This window comes from Reichenbachiella sp. 5M10 (genome assembly GCF_002742335.1).
In the GTDB taxonomy this organism is placed as follows: Bacteria; Bacteroidota; Bacteroidia; order Cytophagales; family Cyclobacteriaceae; genus Reichenbachiella.
The window spans coordinates 3368453-3392482 of record NZ_MDGR01000007.1 but is presented as its reverse complement, the minus strand read 5'-3'; the positions used below and the strand labels follow the sequence as shown (position 1 = coordinate 3392482).

The 24030-nt window shown below is 42.2% G+C and carries 21 protein-coding genes, 1 tRNA gene and 1 pseudogene; 10 read left to right on the top strand and 13 right to left on the bottom strand.

Annotated elements, in window-relative coordinates; all coding sequences use genetic code 11:
• Positions 1–155: 155 nt before the first annotated feature.
• Positions 156–2510 (top strand): PAS domain S-box protein, encoded by a 2355-nt coding sequence (locus BFP72_RS13460; protein WP_158233411.1) that lies wholly within the window; start codon positions 156–158, stop codon positions 2508–2510.
• 19 nt (positions 2511–2529) lie between these two features.
• A complete protein-coding gene (locus tag BFP72_RS13455) occupies positions 2530–2922 on the top strand; it encodes a response regulator (RefSeq protein ID WP_099599628.1) in 393 nt (130 codons plus the stop codon).
• Positions 2923–2934: 12 nt separating this feature from the next.
• Here the strand turns inward: BFP72_RS13455 and BFP72_RS13450 are convergent, their stop codons facing one another.
• Genes BFP72_RS13450 through BFP72_RS13435 form a run of 4 tightly spaced genes read right to left on the bottom strand, consistent with a single transcriptional unit; the run spans position 2935 to position 7355 of the window.
• On the bottom strand, positions 2935–3960 hold the full coding sequence (locus BFP72_RS13450) for a nucleoid-associated protein (protein WP_099599627.1): 1026 nt from the start codon (positions 3958–3960) through the stop codon (positions 2935–2937).
• Positions 3961–3997: 37 nt separating this feature from the next.
• Positions 3998–5029: a dTDP-glucose 4,6-dehydratase gene (gene rfbB, locus BFP72_RS13445; RefSeq protein ID WP_099599626.1), complete on the bottom strand. Its 1032-nt coding sequence runs from the start codon at positions 5027–5029 to the stop codon at positions 3998–4000.
• Entirely contained in the window at positions 5026–6039 is a 1014-nt protein-coding gene (gene galE / locus BFP72_RS13440) for a UDP-glucose 4-epimerase GalE (protein WP_099599625.1), read from the bottom strand. The genes rfbB and galE overlap by 4 nt, the downstream gene beginning before the upstream one ends.
• 2 nt (positions 6040–6041) lie before the next feature.
• Complete coding sequence (locus tag BFP72_RS13435; protein WP_099599624.1) at positions 6042–7355, bottom strand: UDP-glucose/GDP-mannose dehydrogenase family protein; 1314 nt, start codon at positions 7353–7355, stop codon at positions 6042–6044.
• 205 nt (positions 7356–7560) lie between these two features.
• On the opposite strand from BFP72_RS13435, the gene BFP72_RS13430 reads away from it, so the two are divergent.
• The 5 genes and pseudogenes from BFP72_RS13430 (at position 7561) to hpf (ending at position 10270) form a co-directional block, all read left to right on the top strand.
• Positions 7561–8727 (top strand): acyl-CoA dehydrogenase family protein, encoded by a 1167-nt coding sequence (locus tag BFP72_RS13430; RefSeq protein WP_099599623.1) that lies wholly within the window; start codon positions 7561–7563, stop codon positions 8725–8727.
• An 85-nt stretch (positions 8728–8812) separates the two neighbouring features.
• Positions 8813–9007: a 30S ribosomal protein S21 gene (rpsU, locus tag BFP72_RS13425; protein WP_099599622.1), complete on the top strand. Its 195-nt coding sequence runs from the start codon at positions 8813–8815 to the stop codon at positions 9005–9007.
• Between the two features lie 62 nt (positions 9008–9069).
• Positions 9070–9312: pseudogene (locus tag BFP72_RS19465) on the top strand (site-specific integrase); the annotation flags it as partial.
• Positions 9313–9357: 45 nt separating this feature from the next.
• On the top strand, positions 9358–9939 hold the full coding sequence (locus BFP72_RS13420; RefSeq protein WP_369824147.1) for a tyrosine-type recombinase/integrase: 582 nt from the start codon (positions 9358–9360) through the stop codon (positions 9937–9939).
• Between the two features lie 28 nt (positions 9940–9967).
• Positions 9968–10270: a ribosome hibernation-promoting factor, HPF/YfiA family gene (gene hpf, locus BFP72_RS13415; RefSeq protein ID WP_099600794.1), complete on the top strand. Its 303-nt coding sequence runs from the start codon at positions 9968–9970 to the stop codon at positions 10268–10270.
• A gap of 77 nt (positions 10271–10347) precedes the next feature.
• On the opposite strand, the gene BFP72_RS13410 is transcribed toward hpf, so the two are convergent.
• The 8 genes from BFP72_RS13410 to BFP72_RS13375 all read right to left on the bottom strand — a co-directional run bounded on the left by BFP72_RS13410 (position 10348) and on the right by BFP72_RS13375 (position 21010).
• Positions 10348–11160, bottom strand: a complete 813-nt coding sequence (locus tag BFP72_RS13410) for a hypothetical protein (RefSeq protein WP_099599620.1) — start codon at positions 11158–11160, stop codon at positions 10348–10350.
• A 13-nt stretch (positions 11161–11173) separates the two neighbouring features.
• Positions 11174–11935 (bottom strand): hypothetical protein, encoded by a 762-nt coding sequence (locus BFP72_RS13405; RefSeq protein ID WP_099599619.1) that lies wholly within the window; start codon positions 11933–11935, stop codon positions 11174–11176.
• A gap of 30 nt (positions 11936–11965) precedes the next feature.
• Positions 11966–13006, bottom strand: coding sequence for a hypothetical protein (locus BFP72_RS13400; protein WP_099599618.1), 1041 nt, complete (start codon positions 13004–13006; stop codon positions 11966–11968).
• 51 nt (positions 13007–13057) lie between these two features.
• A complete protein-coding gene (locus BFP72_RS13395; protein ID WP_099599617.1) occupies positions 13058–14434 on the bottom strand; it encodes a PAS domain-containing sensor histidine kinase in 1377 nt (458 codons plus the stop codon).
• Positions 14424–15803, bottom strand: coding sequence for a sigma-54 dependent transcriptional regulator (locus BFP72_RS13390; protein ID WP_099599616.1), 1380 nt, complete (start codon positions 15801–15803; stop codon positions 14424–14426). The genes BFP72_RS13395 and BFP72_RS13390 overlap by 11 nt, the downstream gene beginning before the upstream one ends.
• Positions 15804–15996: 193 nt before the next feature.
• Positions 15997–16389 carry a T9SS type A sorting domain-containing protein gene (locus BFP72_RS13385; RefSeq protein ID WP_099599615.1) on the bottom strand — a complete coding sequence of 131 codons (393 nt, stop codon included), beginning with the start codon at positions 16387–16389 and terminating at the stop codon, positions 15997–15999.
• A 92-nt stretch (positions 16390–16481) separates the two neighbouring features.
• The gene (gene gcvP / locus BFP72_RS13380; RefSeq protein WP_099599614.1) at positions 16482–19382 is read right to left on the bottom strand and encodes an aminomethyl-transferring glycine dehydrogenase; all 2901 of its coding nucleotides are present in this window, start codon (positions 19380–19382) and stop codon (positions 16482–16484) included.
• 344 nt (positions 19383–19726) lie between these two features.
• Positions 19727–21010: a DEAD/DEAH box helicase gene (locus BFP72_RS13375; protein ID WP_099599613.1), complete on the bottom strand. Its 1284-nt coding sequence runs from the start codon at positions 21008–21010 to the stop codon at positions 19727–19729.
• A 68-nt stretch (positions 21011–21078) separates the two neighbouring features.
• Between BFP72_RS13375 and BFP72_RS13370 the strand changes: the two genes are divergently transcribed.
• Entirely contained in the window at positions 21079–22419 is a 1341-nt protein-coding gene (locus BFP72_RS13370; protein ID WP_099599612.1) for a dihydroorotase, read from the top strand.
• 73 nt (positions 22420–22492) lie between these two features.
• Positions 22493–22566, top strand: a tRNA-His gene (locus BFP72_RS13365).
• A gap of 321 nt (positions 22567–22887) precedes the next feature.
• Here BFP72_RS13365 and BFP72_RS13360 read toward each other — a convergent pair.
• Positions 22888–23514, bottom strand: coding sequence for a uridine kinase (locus tag BFP72_RS13360; protein ID WP_099599611.1), 627 nt, complete (start codon positions 23512–23514; stop codon positions 22888–22890).
• A gap of 126 nt (positions 23515–23640) precedes the next feature.
• Here BFP72_RS13360 and BFP72_RS13355 point away from each other — a divergent pair, with 126 nt between their 5' ends.
• The gene (locus BFP72_RS13355; protein WP_099599610.1) at positions 23641–23922 is read left to right on the top strand and encodes a hypothetical protein; all 282 of its coding nucleotides are present in this window, start codon (positions 23641–23643) and stop codon (positions 23920–23922) included.
• The last annotated feature ends 108 nt before the right edge of the window (positions 23923–24030 follow it).

Below are 24030 nucleotides of genomic sequence, written 5' to 3'. Positions count from 1 at the left end.
TGTGAATCTAGGATTTATAGTTTAGTCTTATGGTACATTTTTAAAAAGTGAAGTAGCACAATAATCATTTCGAGAAAAGTTGATCAGCTATGACTCTCACAGTGTGTCACCTAGGGTTTGCGGAGTAGGAAGATGATGGTTAGGTATATATGGATATGACCCCTACAGAGGCAAAATACGGATTGTTAAAGATCGTCAAAGACCCCATCTTGCGGGTCCGTCGTGATGGATGGGTCAAGGAATGTTATCGTCACCCTGAGTCGGACCCTGCTTTGCAGATGCTCGATTTGGATGGTGTCAACCTCAAGTCTCAGGATTATCTCGTGGATGTGGTGGAGTCGGTTGAGCTCTGCTTGGATATGCAGGAGTCACAGGTGGCTTATTTTTCGCTCAACTATTTAGGACAGAAAAAGCACTATGAAGTACTCTTGGAGCCAGATGAGCCAGATGAGGTATTAGCGATTATCAAAGAAATTACGCTGAAGAGGCAACGTGAAAATGAGTTGTTGGAGTATTACAACTTGATTCAAAGTATCTACGAAGGTACTTCTTCGTCTACCGGTCGTGACTATCTGGATCAACTTACTTTGCAATTGTCAAAGGCACTCAAAGCAGACTATACAGCGATATGCGTGATCGATCACCGCGAGGACAATCTAGAGTCGGTCTCAGTTTGTCACAAAGGAAAGATTAGAGAAAATACAGTGTGGGAGGTTGAAGGGTCTCCATTCGAAGAGGTAGTCGTCAATAGTTATTTTGAGATTGCTCAAGGGTTCAGAAATAGGTTTCCTTTGTTTGAACTCAATAAAATCCAGGTCTTTAATGGGTTTATTGGCGTGCCACTATATAATAACCAGATTTTCGGTAAGCCTATTGGATTCATGTTTGCCCTCTATGAGCAACCTATCACTTATGGCAAGCACAATGAAAAGATACTGCAAATATTTTCTGCAAGAGCAGCAGCAGAACTTGAGAGGATAGAAAATCAGCGTAAGCTCGAATACAGTGAGGAGCGATTCAAAGCACTTTACAACAATACTCCAGCATTTTTTAGCTCGACGAACCAGTCGGGGGTAATCATAGAAGTGGGAGATTATTTTTTGGAACGTACGGGTTATTCGCGCAAGGATGTGATCGGCCGTCGTGCCATTGATTTTTTGACTTTGGATAGTCGATCCTTTACGATTCGCAAGGTCTTGCCGTTGTTTCTAAAAAAAGGCTATTGCAAGGATATCGCATTGAAATTTGTCAAGAAAAATGGAGATGTCATTGAAGTGATGCTGTCTGCGACGATGATCAAAGACAAGAAAGGTCAAGTGATCAAGCATATAATGAACCTCAACGACGTGACCTTGCTTCGTCGGGTCGAGCGTGATTTGCGTGAGAGTGAAGAGCGGGTGATTCAAGCCGCTAACCGGTACCAGCTGTTGTTTGATAACTCTCCTGTGGGGATTATTATCCATACCGATGGAGTGATCAAACATGTGAATACCGAAACGGTAAATTTGGCGAAGGGCAATAGTATTTATGATTTCATTGGTAAAAAGGCAATGAGTTTCGTACATCCAGAGTCGAAGAAAGTCGCTAAGAAAAGGATTGATAAAATATTTAAGACGAAAAGGGCTCACCGTAATGAGCAGAAATTTTTGTGCGTTGACGGTTCGGTGATCGAGGTAGAAGCAATGGGGACCCTAATTGATTATGACGGGAAGCCCTCCATTCAGATTGCTTTTTACGACATCTCAGATCGAAAGCTTGCCGAACGAAAAATACTGGCAAGTGACAAGGAGTTGAAGACGCTCAACGAAAACCTCGCTAGACAAAATAATCAGCTGGAGGAGTTTGCTCATATCGCATCACACAACCTGAGGGCGCCGATTACAAATATGCTTTCGTTGATCAAAATTAGGGAAATAGATCCTTCTGAAGCGACACAGCAATTCGTCTGGGAGAATATAGGGAAGACCATTCGAAATTTGGATGAGACCATTATTGAACTCAATGATGTGGTCAAGACATCCTGGGAGCTAGACAAGCAGAGAAAAACCTTGTATTTTCAAGAGGTTCTCGAAAAAATACTCAACAGTATCGTTGATCAGATTGCACAGGCCGATGCTGAGTTTGATATCAAATTTGAGATGCCGACCATTTTTTACCCCAAGATTTACTTGGAGAGTATCATCCAGAACCTGGTAACCAATGCGATCAAGTATAAAAAATCAAGTGAAAGTGCATTCATAAAGTTGCGCAGCTGGCAAAAGAATGGAAGAGGCTTCTTGTCCATTGAGGATAATGGGTTAGGGCTTGATCTCAAGCAACATGGAGCGAAGGTTTTTGGGTTGAGAAAGACGTTTCATACCAATCCTGATGCTAGGGGAGTGGGCTTGTTTATTACCAAGGCACAGATAGAATCTCTCGGTGGGAACATACAGATAGAAAGTGAAGAAGGGAAAGGTACTAAGTTTATTGTCGATTTCGGAACATTAAAGTTGACAAGTACAGACCATTAATTTATATTAGAATCGAAATATGAGTAAGACAAGAAAGGTAGCAGTAATAGATGATGATCAGGTCTTCCAATTGATCATCAAGAAGCAGATTGAAATGAAGAATTTCGATTGTGAGATACTCAGTTTTTACAATGGTCAGGAGGCATTCGACTTCTTTAAGGCGAATGCAGATGATGCGGAGAAATTGCCAGATTTGGTGATGTTGGATGTGAATATGCCTGTCAAAAATGGATGGGATTTTTTGCAGGATTACCAAACGCTACCTGCTGAGATGAGAAAAAAAATCAGCCTGTATATGGTGACTTCCTCTGTGATTCAATCTGATATTGACAAGGCTAATGACAATGAGAATATCATTTCATTTGTCAGCAAACCCATTACCAATGAAAAGCTGGAGGAAGTATTCGCTTAAAATGCAGGGAGATTAGGATTCTTCGCTAAAATACAGTGTGTAATAGTTCATTTTCTTTTCTGGATCAAACCCTCGTGTAATTTGGTCTTTGTTGCCATGTACGTAGACATGGAAGTTTTTATCGAGCTTGATGATCGACCGGATAAATCTCTTTGTGTTCTTGATTGCCGGTTTTGAAATGTCAAATTGATTGAAATCTAGCTCTGGGTTTTCTTCCTGTTTTTTCTCTTGAAAATGCTCAAAACGGTCAATTAGTTCTGGGCTTTGTAGTATTTTTTCTTCGTAATCTTGTTTGTTGAAAAACGGATTCTGTTTGAGGTAATCAATGGATTGGTTGACAAAAGCCAGTTTTTCAGGTTTCTCGTCTTGTTCAAAAGAACCCTGAGCAAACTCTTGAATGTTGTTGATTAGGTTCTGTGTCTGATAGTACTCATCTATGGTTTTTTCCACACCCAAAAAACTTTTTTGCCAGTATTGTGCACTATTGTTTTTGTTGGTGATGTCTACCATGAGGACTTGGTAGCCCTCTTCTTGCTGAGTGTTGAATATCAATACTCCTTTGTCGAGTTTATTGATACTGATACCCTCATCGGAAACGATGTTAAATTCATTCCCTTGCCCAAGGATCTTGATGTAGGTCTCTTTGTTTTCGACCTTGAACATGCCAATTACATCTGTAACCTCATCATCCAAGACACAATCCTCAAAGTGGCAGACGATAAAGTCTCCGTCTTTGATATTTTGACTTTGGGATTGACTTGCTAGAAGTTTGGCTAGGTCTACGGAGTGTTCGTGCAGTGTGTTGGGCTCATCGAATATCTCCGTGACGTATTGAAAGGCAAGGTTTGCCTCTCCTTCTATTTCATGTTCGAAATGGTACCGTTCTTCTTCTTTGAATGATTTGAAGAAGTAATTGACTAAAAGTTGATTGAGATCATCGTCTAGAGAGTTGATAGTGCCTACGGATGTGATGAGGCCTTCTTCAGCGAGACGGTGGATGACCAAATGTTTGAGTACGACTTCTGATGAAATAACCATAGCAAAAAGTATTGATCGCGAAGGTAATTATAGAATACTATTTTCTATAGTTACCTGTCTTGATATTGTCTAACCATGTGGAGTTGGCCAAGTACCAGTCTACTGTTTTTTCTAGACCTTCTTCAAACTGTACCGAAGGTTTCCAATTGAGCTCTTGTGAGATTTTGGTCGAGTCTATCGCATAGCGCATATCATGCCCTGCTCTGTCTGTGACATAGGTAATCAATTTTTCAGAGGAGCCTTCTTCTCGATCCAGTTTTTTATCCATGATCTTACATAGAGTTTTGACCAAGTCGATGTTTTTCCATTCGTTGAACCCTCCGATATTGTATGTCTCGCCAATTTTTCCTTCGTGGAAAACTTTGTCTATCGCGGTGACGTGATCAAATACAAACAGCCAGTCACGCACATTGACACCTTGGCCGTATATGGGTAGTGCTTTGTTATCTACGATGTTTTGAATGCATACTGGGATCAATTTCTCAGGGAATTGATTGGGACCGTAGTTGTTCGAACAGTTGGATAGTACGATTGGGAGTTTGTACGTGTTGTGATACGCCCTTACAAAGTGGTCTGAACTTGCTTTGGAAGCAGAGTACGGGGATTGCGGATCGTACGAGGTTGTTTCTAAGAAAAATTCCCCTTCAGCCAAGGAACCATATACTTCGTCTGTAGAAACATGGTAAAACAACTTGTCTGTCATGTCGTGGTTCCACTGCTTTTTGGCGGCATTGAGTAAGTTGACCGTGCCGATGACGTTGGTGTGTACAAACTCCAATGGGTTTTCTATCGAACGGTCCACGTGTGACTCAGCTGCGAGATGGATGACTGCTTCGATGGTTTCCTCAGCAAACAAAGTAGAAAGAAAGTCTGCATCACAGATGTCACCTTGTATAAAACGATAGTTGGGAGCTGTGATGTCTTGGATGTTCTCCTTGTTGCCCGCGTAGGTTAGTTTGTCCAGGTTGAGGATTGAATAGTTTGGGTATTTTTCTACGAAGTAGCGTACAACGTGAGACCCGATGAATCCTGCGCCTCCTGTGATTAAGATGGTTTTGTTTCCCTTCATTTTAGTAGTGTTTTTTCCCAGTTCCAAGCATCTCGCAAAGAGTCCTTTATACTACGCTTGGCCTCCCATTGGAGTGTTTCTTTGGCTTTGCGCGCATCAGCGTAGACCGCTTCCACATCACCAGCTCGCTTTGGGCCTATGGTGTAGTTTAGTTTGACACCAGTTGTCTTCTCAAAATCTTGAATAAGTTGCAATACGCTGTACCCTTGTCCTGTGCCAATATTTATCGCTGTGCATGTGCTTTGACTTTGTGCGAATAAAAATTCGAAGGCCTTGACATGTGCTTGAGCTAGATCAGAGACGTGGATGAAATCTCTTATACAACTGCCATCTGCAGTGTTGTAGTTATTTCCAAATACTACCAAGCTGTCTCTAAGGCCTGCCGCAGTTTGCGTAATGAAGGGTACGAGATTGCTAGGGACGCCTAGAGGTAGTTCGCCAATCAATGAAGAGTGGTGGGCTCCTATAGGGTTAAAGTATCGGAGAAGAACGCTTTTGTATACGTTGGATGACCGAATGAAGTCCTCGATGATTGTTTCACAAAATATTTTGGTAGAACCATAAGGAGATTCCGCTTTTTTGATCGTAGCAGACTCGTCTACGGGTAGGGTGTCTGGTTCTCCATAGACCGTGCATGAGGATGAGAATACGAGGTTCTGACAATTGTGTTTTTCTGAGACCTCCAGTACCGTGAGTAGACTGTTGATATTATTATGGTAGTACTTGAGAGGGTTTTGTACAGATTCTCCAACCGCTTTGTTCGCAGCAAAATGGATTACACCTTCGATGTGATGCTCTTCGAATATTTGGTTTAGGACAACTGAGTCAGCGCAATCTGCCTGGTAGAATGGGATATCGACACCTGTGATTTCTAAAAGTCTATCTTTGATCCAGATTTTAGAATTTTCGAGGTTGTCTACAATGATAGGTAGGTATCCGGCTTGACTTAGTTCCACGCAGGTATGGGATCCAATGTATCCCATACCTCCGGTCACTAATATCTTTTTCATATTTAACTTTTTACAGTGGCTCGACCTATGCTGTAATAGGTAAGTCCGAGCTCAGCCATTGTTTCGGTGTTGTACAGGTTTCTCCCATCGAAGATGACTTTGTCTTTCAGTGTAGTTTTGACCTTGTCAAAATCAGGAGTTCTGAATACAGGCCATTCAGTCATGATCAATAGTGCATCTGCACCATTGGCTGCATCGTACTCATCTTTGCAGAATTCGATGGAATCTCCTAGTAATTCTTGTACGTTTTCCATCGCCTCAGGATCGTAAGTCTTAATTTTTACTCCTTCTTCCAGTAGCATTTTGATATTGACCAAGGCGGGAGCCTCTCTGATGTCATCAGTGTAAGGTTTGAATGCGAGCCCCCAAATAGCAATGGTTTTCCCACTTAGGTCATTGCCATAGTGTTCTTTCATTCTAGCGATGAGTTTTGTTTTTTGGCTCTCATTTTTGGACATTACAGCATTGAGGATCTCAAAGTTGTAGTTGACTTCCTTGGCTGATTTAGCCAATGCCTGCACGTCTTTTGGGAAACAACTTCCGCCGTACCCAATGCCTGCAAACAAGAACCTTTTTCCAATTCTTGAGTCGGTTCCTACCCCTTTTCTGACCATGTCTACGTCAGCACCAACGAGCTCGCACATGTTGGCAATTTCGTTCATGAAAGTGATTTTAGTTGCAAGGAAAGAGTTTGCGGCATATTTTGTCAATTCGGCAGATTTTTCATCCATGGTGATGATTGGGTTGCCTTGTCTGACGAGAGGTGCGTAAAGCTCTTCCATGATTTTTTGTGCTTTGGGAGAGCTGGTGCCGATTACTACTCGGTCTGGTTTCATGAAATCTTCTACAGCCACACCTTCTCTTAAGAATTCTGGGTTGGAAACCACGCTGAATTCTACTTTGGCGTTTGCAGCAATTTTAGCGGAAACCTTTTCTGCAGTACCTACAGGTACAGTGCTTTTGTCGACGATGACCGTATACTTATCTAATAGTGGGCCGAGATCTTCTGCTACTTTGAGAATGTAACTGAGATCCGCAGATCCGTCTTCACCTGGAGGGGTGGGTAGTGCCAAAAAGATGATTTTAGCATCTTTGATGCCTTCTTTGAGGTCAGTTGTAAAATCAAGTCTTCCTTGTTTTATGTTTCGATCAAACAATACATCTAAACCAGGTTCATAGATAGGGATGATCTTGTTTTTTAGTTTTTCAACTTTTTTTACATCTATATCAACACAGGTTACATGATTGCCTGTTTCGGCAAAGCAAGTACCCGTTACCAATCCGACGTATCCTGTTCCTACTACAGCTATTTTCATATTTATTTAAGATAAGTTCATTTTAAACGCTGCAAATCTAAGGTTTACGATCAAAATGAGTCTTGTTTTTTGTAAAAATATACCTGCCTATAAATGGGTATATCTAGGTGAGGAGAATTTATTGTTTTTTTGGTAATGTAAGTCTGTTACTTTTGCGAAAAAGTTGAGTATGTTTATTGTTAATAACTGATAATCAATATAATGTATGAAGAATATTAGCGAAAATACGCCTGAGATGATTCGGGATAATTGTGAGTTGATCACGAAAATGATTCATGACTTTTGTGAGAAGGAGATTAGACCTAATGTTATGGAGTGGGATGAGTCTCAGGAATTCCCAAAGCAACTGTTTCATAAGATGGGAGAGTTAGGGCTTATGGGAGTATTGGTACCGGAGGCGTATGGAGGGGCTGGGATGGGGTATCATGAGTATGTGACTGTGGTGTCGGAACTAGGCAAGGTTGATGGTAGTATTGCTTTGTCGGTTGCTGCACACAATTCTCTGTGTACAGGGCATATTTTGCAATTTGGCAATGATAGTCAAAAGCAAAAATGGCTACCTATGTTGGCTAGTGGTCAATGGATTGGGGCTTGGGGCTTGACAGAGCCGAACACAGGTTCTGATGCAGGCAATATGCAGACTACGGCTAGGCGTGAAGGAAATGACTGGGTGATCAATGGGACGAAGAATTTCATCACCCATGGACTGAGTGGGGATGTGGCCGTTGTGATGACCCGGACCGGGGAGCCCGGTGATTCACATGGGATGACAGCTTTTGTCGTGGAGCGTGGGACACAGGGGTTTCGTGGAGGGAAGAAGGAGAATAAGTTGGGTATGCGTGCTTCGGAAACAGCAGAGATGATTTTTGAGGATTGCCGAGTGCCTCATGACAATATACTAGGAGAAGTGGGGGAAGGGTTTGTGCAAGCGTTGAAGATACTAGATGGAGGACGTATTTCGATTGCTGCCTTGGGACTCGGGATTGCTCAAGGGGCTTTGGATGCCGCAGTTGCCTATGCACAAGAGAGGAGGCAGTTTAATCAAGAGATTGCAAAATTTCAAGGTGTGGCATTCAAAATTGCAGATATGGCTACTCAGGTAAAGGCTTCTCGTTTGCTTATTCAAGATGCTGCTGAGCTTAAAAATAAAGGGTTGAGTGTGAATCAAGAGTCCGCTATGGCGAAGTTGCATGCCTCTGAAACGGCTGTTTCTGTGGCGAATGATGCTGTACAGGTGTTTGGGGGCTATGGGTATGTCAAAGATTATCCAGTAGAGAAGTTTTATAGAGATGCTAAACTGTGTACGATTGGTGAAGGTACTTCCGAGATTCAGAAATTGGTGATTTCCAGATCCCTTTTTGATAAAATTTAGATGGTTCTAATTAAATTAAAGGATAGGCCTTTGGTATTTGTTAAATAGCAGTATAAATTTGCGCTCCCTTTGAAAACAAGAAGTTATGTTAATTATAAACGTTAAAGAAAACGAGTCGATAGACAAAGCATTGAAAAGATTCAAAAAGAAGTTTGAAAAAACTGGCGTTTTGAAAGAGCTTAGATCTAGAACACATTTTGAGAAACCATCTGTGACTAACAGAACTCAAAAAATAAGAGCTGCGTACAAGCAGAAAATGTACGCACAAGAAAACTACTAAGCTAGTAGTAATTCTAATGGGTTTTTGATAAGTTAGTATTACCTTAATCTAAGGTAATACTAATGATAGAACCCTTTACAAAATACCTTCTCAACGAGAGACGTTACAGTAAGCACACTGTACAATCTTATGAAATTGATCTTCTTCAATTTCAAAATTTCCTTAAGGATTTTGGTGAACAACCGGTCACTGCTTCTAGCAAGATGCTGAGAGCATGGGTTGTGTCGTTGATAGAATCTGATATAAGTCCTCGTACCGTCAATAGGAAAATTGCGTCCCTTAGATCTTATTACAAATTTTTGCTCAAGCGAGAACTAATAGCGGATAGTCCTGCAAATAGTTTGCGTCCATTGAAGGTCGCTAAAGCGTTGCCCGAGTTTGTTCAGAAAAAGGAAATGAACTCGCTACTCGATCAAGTCGATTTCTCTCCAAATTTTTCTGGTTTTCGTGATAAAGTGGCCTTGGAGTTACTTTATGGGACAGGCATGCGTTTGTCCGAATTGATCCATCTCAAAGAACTGGATGTGGATCGGTTCAAGTTGTCTGTAAAAGTCTTGGGAAAGAGAAATAAAGAGCGGGTAATACCTATCTCTCCGAGTAACATGGGACTCATCGATACGTATATACAGTACAAGGAACAGGCGGGCTTTTCAAGTCAATATTTGCTATTGACAGATACTGGGAAGCAGTGTTATCCGATGATGATGAATAGATTGGTGAAGAAGTATCTCAGTTTAATCTCTAAAGTTTATAAGAAAAGTCCACATGTGTTGCGTCATACTTTTGCAACACATATTCTTGATAATGGGGCGGATTTGAATGCTGTAAAAGACCTGCTAGGACATACTAGCTTGGCAGCAACTCAAGTCTATACTCACAATTCTATGGAGAAGCTAAAGTCAGCCTTTGACCAAGCTCATCCAAAGGCATAAATTATTGTTTAATTTAAAAATTAATCTTATGAAGTTACAAATGCATTCCATCCATTTTGACGCAGATCAAAAATTGGTCAATTTCATCCAAAAGAAAGCGGACAAATTAGAAACATTTTACGACCGCATTATTGACGGGGAGGTGATTATGAAGGTAGAAAATGTGGACTCAAGGGAGAATAAGATTATAGAGGTGAAACTTAATATTCCAGGTGCTCAGCTGTTTGCCAAAAAGCAATCTAAGTCCTTTGAGGCAGGAGCAGATGAAGTAATAGAATCGTTGAGACGCCAATTAAAAAAGAGGAAGGAGAAAATGGCGGCACACGCTTAGTGCTAATTATCCATAAATTAAAAGGTCTGTCAGCAATGCTGACAGACCTTTTTTTGTATTTGAGTATGTAGTGAAAATCACCTTTCAAATGCTTTTTGCATATTGATGGTTTTACGTACATATCCACTAGGGATTGCAAATTGACTTTCAGGGATATTTGTTTCTGTTATTTTTTCAACTGTCGTCTCGCTTTGCGAATTGCCGCTTTCATACGATGTGGTTTTGATGGGAATCCCTTCTTTGAGCACAGGGCTGTTTTCGTCGAAGCTAATGGTAGACATGGCTTGATTGGTAGGCAGCATGGCAGCTACTTCTTGGAGGTTTTCTTTGAAGAACTCTACCAGACTTTTCATGACGGTGAACTTAGATTCAGCTATACCGAGGTTTTGAAATGAAGCTATGTTGAGTTCTAGAACTTTTTGATTGTCGGATGTGCCTTGGTAGTTGGTGGTATTCCATGAGCCCGTGCGAGATGTGCCAATTTCTTTGTAGGCGATGATGGTACCACTGTTGGGGTTGAGCATTTTGTCAATTTTCTCTTGTTGGTCCTCGGGCATTTGGCTAGCAAATTGTTTCATCATCTGTATCATCATCATCAGTTGCTCCTTTAGTTGTTTTAGAGTGGGCTTGTCAAACTGATAATACTCCCTTTTTCGGTTGTCTATGAAGGTAAAAACCTCTGTTTGCGCATCGAAAATCATGCTGCTATTGTCTGCACCTGAATTTGTGATTTGAAGTTTGGAGTCAGTCAAGTAGATGTTGGAGGTTGTGATTTGGTTCGTGGATAAGTCCTTCGACTTGGATGTGATCAAGACGCCATCGGAAGCAAGTCCTTTGAGAGACAGGGTGATTGTGGCGATGAATAATATGGTTTTGAAAAGTGATTTCATGAAGATGTCAAATTTATAATGTAGTGAATGTACCAGAAGGTACGTTCGTTAATGTTCTAATGTCTGATATGGGGTGAGATGCCCCGTCTGTAGATAGTAGGATTTTTCCGTAACGGTGGTAATCGTTCCAAATCAAAGTGTCGGTGGGTTCGGGGTAGGATGTTGTAGGGTAGTATGCTGTTTGGCTAATCAAGTTGGTTTCGGCATCTACCCATATATCGTAGAGAGGCAGGGCATTTGTAAACTCAATTTGAATTTTTTGAGCATCTCGTCCGTCGCCTGTAGTTTCTTCCCCGAGATAGTATAGTGTCACTCCGTTATCTTTTAGTTTGTAAGGCATAAATAGTGCATAGGAATCAGTGTTCCATGTTTCGTTTGCTTGTGTCAAATACTTTGCCAAGGAATCTGGGTTGTTGACTTCTTGCTGGTCAATTTTAGCTTTTCCAGTCTTTTTTTTCAAATCCATCAAAATAACATCATTATTGGGTAGAATATCGATGCGCAAACTGTCAATGTATTTGGCCCATGTGTAGCGATTGTTTCCAACGTGCCACTGTATATAGCGCGTTTCATCCCAAGCTTTGCGTCCACCCATGGCAGTCATGACCTTGTCAGCAATGAAGACTGCTGTGGGGTCTGATTCTTCAATATTAAAGCCATTGACAGGGTCATTGATGTCTTCGATCATGGCTTCATCTGTACTTGTCGTTTGATCTGTTTTGCGACAAGCACCTAGGAGCAGGGCAAGTATGAACAGGATGTAGTGGCTTTTCATGAGTGACAATCGTTTGTGTATGGAAAGATATCACAAATTGTATAAATCTGGTTTCTTGATGAGCATCCAGAGACTGACTTTTACGATTTCTCCCATATTTTTACAGGTTAGAAAGCGATTGTCGTCGTAGAATTCTGCTAAGTCTTGTTTGAGAGTCTTGACGTTCTCAGGAAAGGAAATAGTGTCTTTGGTCATGACTCTTAAAAGGTCGGCGATACGGTATCTTTCTACTTTGAGTCTATTAGTGATTAGGGCACGTTCTTCTTTTTGGTACTGTCGTACTGTCTCGGGAGTCATGTGCTTGAGTCCGATTTCAATCAAGGGATTGTTTTGTTTGAAGTACTGTGGGAGGTATATACTACGACGCCCTTCATAGGATTGCTGGTCAAAGTCAATGGCTTTGATGCGGTAGGATATTTCTTCGAAATCAGGTGTAATGTTGATAACGAAGTTGCTAGAGTGCATGTCTCCCAGGAGCTGTACAAAGCAGCGTTCGTTGAACTTGACAAATTCTTTGGCCAATCTTGTTTCGTTTAGTCCTTTGTCTTTTAGGTTGTTTTTGATGAATTGATCTCCTGGGATTCCAGCAATATGTTCTTCGATGAGAGTGTGTTTGTAAGCACCATAACTGATGCGGTTGGGGGAGAGAAGATGCTCCAATTCGAGACCGTAAATTCTCGAAGCATCTGCATTTTTGATGTAGAAGTAGTCAAAATTGTCGTTGATTTGATTGACTATCCGGACCCGAAATGGCTTGGTGTTGCCATACTGACAGATATCAACACGGTCGATTACCAGGTGGTCTATGACGCTCAGGTCTCCGTCCGATTTGATGACAGCATAGATTTTTTTAAGATTGTGGTAGATCATCTGCATGTCTGACTGTGGGTAAAAAACGGTCTCCCACAGTGTGTCTTTCCCCTCTTTGTCATAGAGAGGGATGGAATTGTCGTATCGTAGGAGGTCGGAGTACTCGATGGGTACATTGATGGACCGCTGGTATTTTTGAAGATACTTGAGGAGTAGAGGACTGACCTTGAAGGGGATCTTTTTTTTACTGATTAGTGCCATGATAGAAACTTAGTCAGCTAATATACTACGATAGTTTAGTATTGGTATGCGCTATTGATTGAATGCCAAGGAAAACTCTGTGCCTATACCCATTTGGGTTGTTACACTGATGTTGCCGCCGTGTTTTCGCATGATTTGTTTGGATAGACTCAGGCCAATACCAGATCCGGATTTTTTGGTGGTGAAGAAGGGGATAAATACTTTGTGTACCGCGTCTTCGTCTATCCCTGTGCCATTGTCTCCGATAGTAAGAGAGATGCGGTTGGGGGTGTTTCGTTTGGCAGAGATATGTAGTTTTTTAGCTTTTCCTTTTTCTGGATTCTCTTCGAGAGCTTGCATGGCGTTTTTGATGAGGTTGATTAGTACTTGCTCAATTTGCTCCTTGTCCGCGTATATCGTGAGGTCGTCTGGCTCTATGTCTACTTGTAAGTGAATCTGCTGGTTGTCTAGATCATACTTGAGTAGAGCGAGTAGGGTGTGAAATAACTCACGCACCTCAATGGTGGACTTCTTTGGTATGGGGATTCGGGTGAGGTTTCTGAAGTCACTGACAAATTTGATTAGACTTTCGCTGCGTCTATGGATAGTCTGGACGGCCAAATGAAAATCTTCAATCTCTTCTTTTGAAATGTCTTTGACATTGAATTCTGTATCGATTACTTCTTCTAGATTGGACTCGACGGTTGCTGCGAGTGAAGAGATAGGAGTGACGGAATTCATGATTTCATGAGTCAGTACGCTGATGAGGTTTTGCCAAGCGTCCATTTCCTTTTCATCTAGTTCACTTTTGATGTTTTGAATGGAAATGAGTTTGAATTCTTCTTCTCTTCGTATCAATTGGATGGCATAGATTGATAGCTGAATTTCTTCACCTTTCTTTTCTATTTTCAATAAGTCCCTTCCTCCAGTTTGGAGATCTTTGAGGCTGTTGACTAGCTCAGGATTGAGTGCTGATAAGTCATCTACATTTTTGATGTGATCTATGTCAAGGAGGGATTTGGCTGCTGCATTGATGATTTGAATGTGTCCTTGTTTGTTGAATGTGATGATACCAATACCTACATGTTGTACAATGGTACGGAGGTACTGGTATTGGGCTTCTTTTTCCGCCCTGATTTCACGAAACATCCGGATGACAGTGTTGAAACGATCGTAGAGCAAATCTTGACTGGTGCCTGTTTGTTTGCTACTGTAGGTTTGTGTGAAGTCGTCATACTTGATCGAATCCAGGAAATGGACGAACTCCATGTTTGACTTGTCTAGATACTTGACAAGTGCGTAGCCTTGTAGACTTAGTGCAATACCTAGGACTAGTTTGGTCAAGGCATACGAATTGGAATAGAAAGCATTGACGAGTAGAATACTTGTCAATAAGATGAACCCTACACGCAGGGCGATGGATAGCTTGAGGTTGTTGTTAAAGCCCATGTTTTTCGAGACGTCTATACAATGATGCTCTTGTGAGTCCCAGTTCTTTGGCTGCTTGAGAGATGTTTCCTTGGTTTCGGTCTATGGCTTTTTGGATGATGTTTTTTTCCACTTCATCCAAGTTGAATGTTTCTTCAAGGGAATTTCCATTGTCTTTGTTTTTTTGGCTGAGGAAAAAGAAATCTTCAGGAACCAAGGTGTTGTCGTCACTCATGATTACGGCTCGTTCGATGGCATGTTGGAGTTCCCGAATGTTGCCTGGCCAGTGATACTTTTGTAGTTTTTTGAGCGTCGCAGCGGCTATTTTTTTGTTCGTTTTTCTGTACTTCTTGCTGTAAGTTTTGATGAAATGATCGGCGAGCATGGGGATGTCCTCAATTCTTTCCCGTAACGCGGGTAATTTAATCTCGACGGTATTGATACGATAGAGTAGATCTTGTCTGAATGTGGTGTCTTCTACCATTTCATAGAGGGGCATGTTGGTTGCGCAGATCAAGCGAATGTCGACATCTTGGACTTTGTTGGCTCCTATAGGGGTGATTTGACGATTTTGTATGGCTGTCAAAAGTTTGGATTGGAGAGGCATGCCTAGATTGCCTATTTCATCTAAAAATAGCGTGCCTTTGTTGGCGATTTCAAATCGCCCCTTGCGGTCATCTTTGGCATCTGTAAAGGACCCTTTTTTATGCCCAAAGAGTTCGCTTTCGAAGAGGGTCTCTGTGATAGCTCCCATGTCTACTCCTACAAACACATTGTCACGTCTCATGGATTTGAGATGAATGGCTCGTGAAATGAGTTCTTTGCCAGTACCGTTTTCACCCAATATCAAGACATTGGCGTCTGTTTGAGCTACTTTGTCTATTATTTTGAATACGCTTTTGATCGCATCGCTTTCGCCAATGATGTCTTTGAAGGGTTGGTTGATTTCTTCTTCCAGTTGTTTTTTTGCGGTTTTGAGTTGGTCGACTTCTTTGTAGGATTGTTTGAGTTTGACGGCAGTAGAAAGTGTAGCGAGTAATTTTTCGTTCTGCCACGGTTTGAGTACGAAGTCTGTAGCGCCTTCTTTGAGGGCTTTGACGGCCATTTCTACATCACCAAATGCGGTAATGAGTATAACAACAGCTTTGGGGTCTCGCTCAAGAATTTGATCCAGCCAGTAGAACCCCTCTTTACCACTAGTGGTATCTTGGCTGAAATTCATGTCCAAGAGGATCACATCGTAGCTGTCGTTGTTGAGCAGAAAGGGGATTTTTTTAGGGTTCTTTTCGATGATGACCTCTTGCGCGTGTTTTTTGAGCAGCATTTTGGCTGCAAAGAGCACGTCTTCATCGTCATCTATGATCAATATCTTTCCTAGTTCTTTTTCCATGGTTGTATTTTAGGTTTTATACTTCAGTTTTTGTGCCAAAACACAAAGGAGCGAATACAGCGAAATGGAGACGTTTTTCTAGAGAAGGTAGGTGAACTATTGACCTATTTCGGACAGAAATGTGTCTCAAAATCGGACATAATTTACGCAATGTTTAGGGATATATGTGGAGAATGGAGGATTAAAAGCTAGATTAGAAATTAACCTTTTTGGTCAGGTTTTCGTCACCAGAGGTGACTTTGACTACATAGATCTTGTTGTTGGTTTCGTTGAAATTGTACTCGAGTTCAGAATTGATCATGTAGTTTTTTTCCTCTGTCAATATAAGGTTCCCTATGATATCGTAGATTTTGATATTGACCTGGTCAGAAGGTTGATTGACAAAAATCAACTTGAACTTGCCTTCTCCAATCGGTTCTATGTTGTAATCTAGATGAGATGGGGAGAGACTTTTGTTGTAGTTGAGGTGTTTTTCGACATTTCGAGAGTAATCGAGAGCATTCTCTTTGTTGTCAACCAAGTCCTGCGCAAAAGGAGCAAAGGTGAGGAGGAAAAGAAAAAGGAGTAGTAAGTAATTTTTTTTCATATCAAAGGTTGATGTTTGTCCAAGACAAGCAAATACTATTCCAAGTATCAATGAGAGAATGTTCTTTTGCTTGTCTTGGTTGCTTATGCTCCTCAGGCTTCTTCGGTTGTTTCGTAAGCATCCGTAGGAATACAGCTACAGTATAGATTTCTGTCACCATAAGCATTGTCTACTCGGCCTACTGAGGGCCAAAATTTGTTGGCTCGTACATAAGGGAGTGGGTAGACTGCAGATGAGCGACTGTACGGGTGTTCCCATGTGTCGGCTAGACTGTGATTGGCCGTGTGTGGAGCATTTTTGAGTACATTGTCCTGCTTGTCGATTTGTCCAGTTTCGATCGCTCTGATCTCTTCACGGATACTCAGGAGAGCGTCACAGAACCTGTCTAGCTCTTCTTTGGACTCACTTTCAGTAGGTTCGATCATCAACGTACCTGCTACAGGAAACGAGACCGTAGGGGCATGAAAACCATAATCCATGAGGCGTTTGGCGATGTCCTCTACTTCTACGCCAGATTCTTTGAAGGCTCTACAGTCGACTATCATTTCGTGCGCGCATCGATCGTTTTTTCCACTATAGAGGATGTTGAACTCGCTCTCAAGCCTTGCTTTGATGTAGTTGGCGTTGAGTATGGCAAGTTTTGTGGCGTTTTCGAGACCATCTGCTCCCATCATAGCGATATATGCATAGGAGATGGCGAGTACGCCAGCACTGCCAAATGGCGCACTAGAGATAGCAGTGATCGCTTGTGGTTCAGCCATGTCTATGAGAGGGTTGCCTGGTAAGAAGGGTGCCAAATGCTCCGCTACTCCAATCGGACCAATACCTGGACCTCCTCCTCCGTGAGGAATCGCAAAGGTTTTGTGTAGATTGAGATGACAAACGTCTGCTCCTATGATGCCTGGGCTGGTCAAGCCAACTTGAGCATTCATGTTGGCTCCATCCATGTATACCTGTCCGCCGCATTGGTGTATGATATCGCAGATTTCTACTACACTTTCTTCGAATACCCCGTGGGTCGAGGGGTATGTGATCATGAGTGAAGACAAGTTTTCCTTGTATTTCTCTGCTTTTTCTTTGAGGTCAGTGACGTCTATATTGCCTTGTTCGTCACATCGTACGATGACGACTTGATTGCCTGCCATGACAGCACTTGCAGGGTTAGTGCCGTGTGCTGACGATGGGATGATTGTCACGTCGCGATGGTCCTGTCCAATGGATGCTTGGTATGCTTTGATGACCAACAAGCCCGCGTACTCTCCTTGTGCACCGGAATTGGGTTGCAAAGAAACCGTATGAAAGTCAGTGATTTCCGAAAGCCATTTTGTCAAGTTATCGATGATGTCCGCATAGCCTCTTGTTTGAAAGGCTGGAGCGAAAGGGTGAATCATGGCAAATTCGGGCCATGTGATTGGGGTCATCTCAGATGTGGCGTTGAGTTTCATGGTGCAAGACCCTAAGGAGATCATGGAGTGAGCCAGTGAGAGGTCTTTGTTTTCCAAGTGCTTTAAATAGCGGAGCATCTCGTGCTCTGAGTGATATTTTTGAAAAACTTCATGCGTCATGTAGTCGGATTGACGAGCATAGCCATTTTGATAGGATACTACTACTTGATCTGCTTCTCTCACGACCTCTTCAGGGTTGATTTCAGCATCGCTGTATTTTTGGAATACAGCAAGTATGTCTAGGAGATCTTGTACCGTGTGTGTCTCGTCAAAGGCGATGAGGATATGGTTTTCAACAAAGAAGTTGAAATTGATTTTCTTCGACTCGGCTTCTATTTTGATTTTTTCGATTAGCCCATGTTCCACTTCGAAATTCAGCGTATCAAAGAAGATGGTGTTGCTTTGTTTGAATCCAAGTTTTTGAATGTATTTGTCCGCTAACAAAGCGAGACCATGTATTCGCTTGGATATGCGTTGGAGACCAGTAGGCCCATGGTACACGGCGTATGCTCCAGCCATTACGGCGAGAAGCACTTGAGCAGTACAGATATTAGAGGTGGCTTTTTCTCGTCGAATGTGTTGCTCTCTCGTTTGTAGAGCCATACGGTAGGCCTTGTTGCCATGGCGGTCCATAGATACACCGATGATACGGCCTGGTAGTTGCCTTTTAAACTCTTCGCGTGTCGCGAAAAACCCAGCGTGAGGACCGCCAAAGCCCATAGGTACGCCAAATCGCTGTGTGGTACCTACTACGACATCAGCTCCCCATTCTCCTGGAGGGGTCAATAGTGTCAAGCTTAGCAAGTCTGCCGCTGCTACGATTTTGATATCTTGTGTCTGAGCTGTAGCAAAGAGCGCTGAGTAATCCGTGACTTGACCATGAGCGTTGGGGTATTGGACCATCATGCCAAAGTACTCAGGGTCTGTTAGGTCAAGTGTCGATATATCGCCAATGACGAGTTGGATACTAAGTGGTGTCGCTCGGGTTTTGAGTACATCAAGTGTTTGTGGCAAGATGTGTTGATCCACAAAGTATTTTTGGGCTTTCTTTTTGTCCTTTTTTCGTAGCGCAAAAAGCATCGTCATGGCTTCTGCCGCTGCTGTACCTTCATCTAATAGGGAGGCATTGGCGATTTCCATGCCCGTGAGGTCACTGACCATGGTTTGGAAATTGATGAGAGCTTCGAGTCTTCCCTGTGCGATTTCAGCTTGGTAGGGGGTGTATGCCGTGTACCATCCTGGGTTTTCGAGAATGTTTCGTTGGATCACAGCGGGAGTGACGCATCCGTGGTATCCCATGCCGATGAATGATTTGAATACCTTGTTTTGTGCAGCGGTTTCTTTCATTGAATGAAAGTAGCTGAACTCATCCAGGGCCGGAGGAAGGTCTAGTTTCTCCTTTCTTCGGATATTTTGGGGGATTGTCTCGTCTATCAACTGCTCTAGTGAGCTTACGCCGATAGTTTGAATCATTTCTTCTACATCCGTAAGTGAGGGGCCGTTGTGGCGGTTCTGGAAGTGGGTTCTTTCATTCAGATTTGCTGTCATTTCTAGAATTGGGTGTTTATTGTTTTCTAAAATGTAATGGCGGCAAATTTAGGTTGAAAAACAATAATTAATTGACCAAGAAATATTTAAATCTTAAGAAATTGTAAGGAAGAAAATAGAGAGGGAGGGAAGGGTTGAACAAGAAGGGAAGTCGATACTTGTGGGATTAGGTACCGTTGTACCTAGCCCCCACAAGATCTTTTCAACCAGCTATGGAAAGAAAGACTTTTTAATCCATCTTTCTGACACAATAATAAGCTCTTTGATGGTCTTGAGGTATTAATTTGGATGAAGAGGGTTTTATTTTCGATGAACGTAGGGTATTCGTAGACGAACACTATTTTCTACCGAGAGCGCTTCTTCTTGTGGGGTGGTTTTTTATGTTTTTTCTCATGAAATGCACCTTTGTACTCTGGGTCGTCCTTCTTGCGTAGGTAGTCTAGTTCGCGCAGCATGGTTTGTTGTTCTTCGAAAGGGGTCTTTTCTATCTTGACATCTGCGGGAGTTTTTTGAGCTTCTATTTTTCTGCCGATTAATTTTTCAATTTTCTCTATGTGGTATAACTCGGCTTTGTTGCTAAAAGTGATCGCTATGCCTTTGTTGTTTGCCCGTCCTGTTCGGCCGATTCGATGAACATAATCTTCGTAGATGAGAGGTACATCGAAGTTGATGACGTGCGAGACTAAGGAGACATCAAGTCCTCGAGCTGCCACGTCTGTAGCTACGAGGATTCGGGTGTCTCCATTTTTGAAAGAGTCAATCGAATTAAGTCGCGTGTTTTGTGCCTTGTTGCCGTGGATGACTTTGACAGACTTGGTAATCTTGCGGTCAATGAATTTGAAAATATTGTCAGCGTTGGTTTTGGTCTTGACAAAAATAATCACTCTACTAAAGTCCTCATTGGAAAGTAGGTGGTCAAGCATGTTGATTTTGGTTTTAAAGTTGGGTACTTCGTATAAAGTTTGGTCGATAGTGTCCACGGTAGACGCTTGTGGTGTGACTTCCACCTTTTCTGGGAACTCTAGGAATTCTTCTGAAAGCTTGATGACAAAATCAGACATGGTTGCCGAAAATAGAAGATTTTGTCTTTTGACCGGGATGATCTCTAGGATTTGGCGGATTTGAGGCATGAACCCCATATCCATCATTTTGTCAGCTTCATCGATGATGAGGGTTTTGATGAGTTTGGTACCAAATACTCTCCTTCGGTAGAGCTCCATGAAGCGTCCCGGAGTGGCAATCAATAGGTCAATGCCGTTAGCAAAAGATTCTATTTGTACTTTGGTTCCCGACCCACCATAAATGGACGTATGTCTGATGTCTAAATAGGTTGCGTACTTTTTGACATTTTCATGGATTTGAATGGCTAATTCTCGAGTAGGAGCGAGGATCAAGGCTCGAGGGTCAGTGCCCTGTGCATATTTGAGCTTCATGAGTAGCGGGAGTACAAAGGCAGCAGTTTTGCCTGTTCCTGTTTGTGCAATCCCCATGATGTCATGACCTGCTGTGATGAGCGGAATGGCACTTTGTTGAATAGGGGTTGGTTTTTCATATCCCGCTTCGCTGATCGCATTCTGAATCTGCTTGTTCAATTTCAATTCTGAAAAACTTTCTACGATATCCGCCATGAATGATTTATTAGATGCTTGATCCAGTTACTTTTGTGTTGCAATTTAGGAAATAAAAACGGTTGAAAATGGCAAAATATACCTTGATAAAAAATGCAAAGTTGGTCAATGAAGGCACTATGTTGGCACATGATGTATTGATCAAAGATCAAATGATTGATAAAATTGGTTATGATTTGAGTCACGATACAGCGACGGTTATCGATGCGAAAGGGCAGTTTCTCTTGCCGGGGGTGATCGATGATCAGGTGCATTTTAGGGAGCCAGGACTGACACACAAAGCGGAGATATATACAGAGAGTAGGGCTGCCGTAGCGGGAGGAATCACGTCGTTTATGGAGATGCCCAATACTGTACCTAATACGTTGACGCAGGAATTGCTACAGGATAAGTATGATATCGCTGCGCAAAAGTCATTAGCGAATTATTCTTTTTTTATGGGAGCATCCAATGATAATTTGGAAGAAGTTCTCAAGACGAGTCGGAGGAATGTCTGTGGTATAAAGGTCTTTATGGGGTCATCGACGGGCAATATGCTAGTGGATGATGAGCAGACTCTCAATGACCTGTTTTCGAGAGCAGAGATGCTCGTCGCGGCGCATTGTGAAGATGAAAGCACAATTCGTAAAAATATGGAAATCTATCAAGAGCGTTACGGGGAGGGTATTCCATTTACGGCGCATCCGTTGATTCGTAGTGAGGAGGCATGCTACATCTCGTCCTCGAAGGCAGTGGCGTTAGCGAGAAAAAATGGGACCAAGTTTCATGTTTTGCATATTTCGACGGGCAAGGAGACGGAGTTATTTGACAATGATGTGCCTCTCAAGGATAAGCTAGTGACTGCTGAGGCGTGTATCCATCACATGTGGTTTAGCGATGAGGATTACCTTACCAAAGGCGGGAATATCAAATGGAACCCTGCAGTGAAAACGGCATATGATCGGGATGTAGTGTTTCAGGCCATGCTGGACGATAAGATCGATGTGATAGCGACAGATCATGCTCCCCATACAATGGAAGAAAAGAATAATGGATATCTCAATTGCCCATCTGGTGGTCCACTAGTGCAACATGCCTTGCCGGCGATGTTAGAGCACCACCTCAACGGGAAGATTTCTATCGAACGCATCGTGGAAAAAATGTCGCATAATCCAGCGATTCTTTTTGAAGTTGAAAAAAGAGGTTATATAAGAGAAGGCTATTTTGCTGACCTAGTTTTAGTGGATACAGAGGATCAATGGGTTGTCAATAAAGATAATGTGCTTTCCAAATGTGGATGGAGCCCATTTGAGGGGCAGCGTTTCCGTTCCAAGGTTACACATACTTTTGTGTCAGGCCACTTGGCTTATCAGTACGGGAGCTTCGATGAATCGCAGCAAGGAGAGCGACTTTTATTTGACAGAAAATAATTCGGTATTTTGTTTTGAAAAGTGATCATCTCTTTTCTATTTTTGCACTCCCGAAAACAAACGGGAATACACGGTGGTTGTAGCTCAGCTGGTTAGAGTATTGGTTTGTGGTACCAAGGGTCGCCGGTTCGAACCCGGTCATCCACCCTTCAAAAAGCAGTAACGTTGAAAAATGTTACTGCTTTTTTTGTGCCTTGGATGTATTGGACCAAATGAATGAATCCGCATCTCGGACCATCCCATGTTTCTGAGGGAGAGATCAAAGACCACTTCGTGATGTAAGATTCATTGATTGTAATTGTTTTTTTTGAGACGCTCCCTAATTGCAAGCCCTTGAGGTAATGTTGGAATAATGAATATGGTTTTGGATGATTAAAATATTGAATTTCACTTCCAATTTTTGGACTGACCTCATTTCTCACGGTATTTCTCTTGCCCCAACGCCACTGAAGCAAGAGGAATGTAGGTCTAAATCTGTTGTAGGTAGGCTTTGACTACTTGAAGGCCTTTTTCGAAGGTCGTGCCGTTGTTGGGTATGACGATGTCTGCAGTGTCCCGGTGGGGGAGGATGAATTTTTCGTACGCAGGCATGACGTGGTATTCAAATCGATACAGGACATCGTTCATGTCGTAGTTGCGTTCTATGGCATCTCGTTTGATGCGTCTTTTGATCATCAAGTGTGCTTTGGCTTCTACAAAAATTCTAAGGTCCAGTTGTTCTGCGATTTCTTTTTGATGAAACACAAAAAGGCCTTCGATGAGGATGATAGGAGCTGGTTTGGTGATGATTTGTTTGGGGACGACATTAGGGTTGTTGAAGGTGTATTCTTCTTTGGAGATGGTTTCTCCATTTCGGAGTTTGGCTAGGTCACTTGCGAACTCTAGCAGGTCGATAGAACTTGGGATATCGAAATTCTCTACGCCGTTTGCGTCAATAAACTGGTCCTTGTAGGGTCGATAGTAATTGTCCAAGGAGAGAACACTCATCTGATCCGAAGAAAACGAGTTTTTGAGGTCGCAAAGGAATTTGGTTTTGCCAGAGGCACTGCCGCCACAGATGCCTATTACATATGGGTTGTTGTTTGAATGCTTCAAATCGTAATCGGGTTGACTTTTGATGCCGTAAAAGTAAACTTCTATAACGAGAATGCTTTGTGTTCGTAATAATTAACTGAAGGTAACTTTATATCTTTAGTCAAACTAATAAAAACCATAAACATCATGAGTGTAGAACATCAAGGTCAAGTCGAGAAAATCCTAAAAGAGTTGGGTCATAAAATTGATCAGTTGATCGTAGACGCCAAAGGAGCCAAAGACGATATCAGGGATGATGTAGAAGTGAAAATAGCAGCTCTCAAGGAGAAAAAGGAGAAGTTGGAAACGGAATATTCGGAGTTCAAACATAAGAATGAAGGTAAATGGGAAGAGATCAAGAATCATTTGTCTTCTGCCGCAGATGAAATCAAGCAAGCTGCAGAGGCGGCTTTCAAGAAAAAGGGCTAACCAAGAAATAGTGGAGAGATTGTCTGAAGCTCTTCGCAACTTGTCATAGATTTGTCTGTCCAATCTAGAGCTGTGTATGGCTCGATGTACTTTGGATTAAAAATCTGT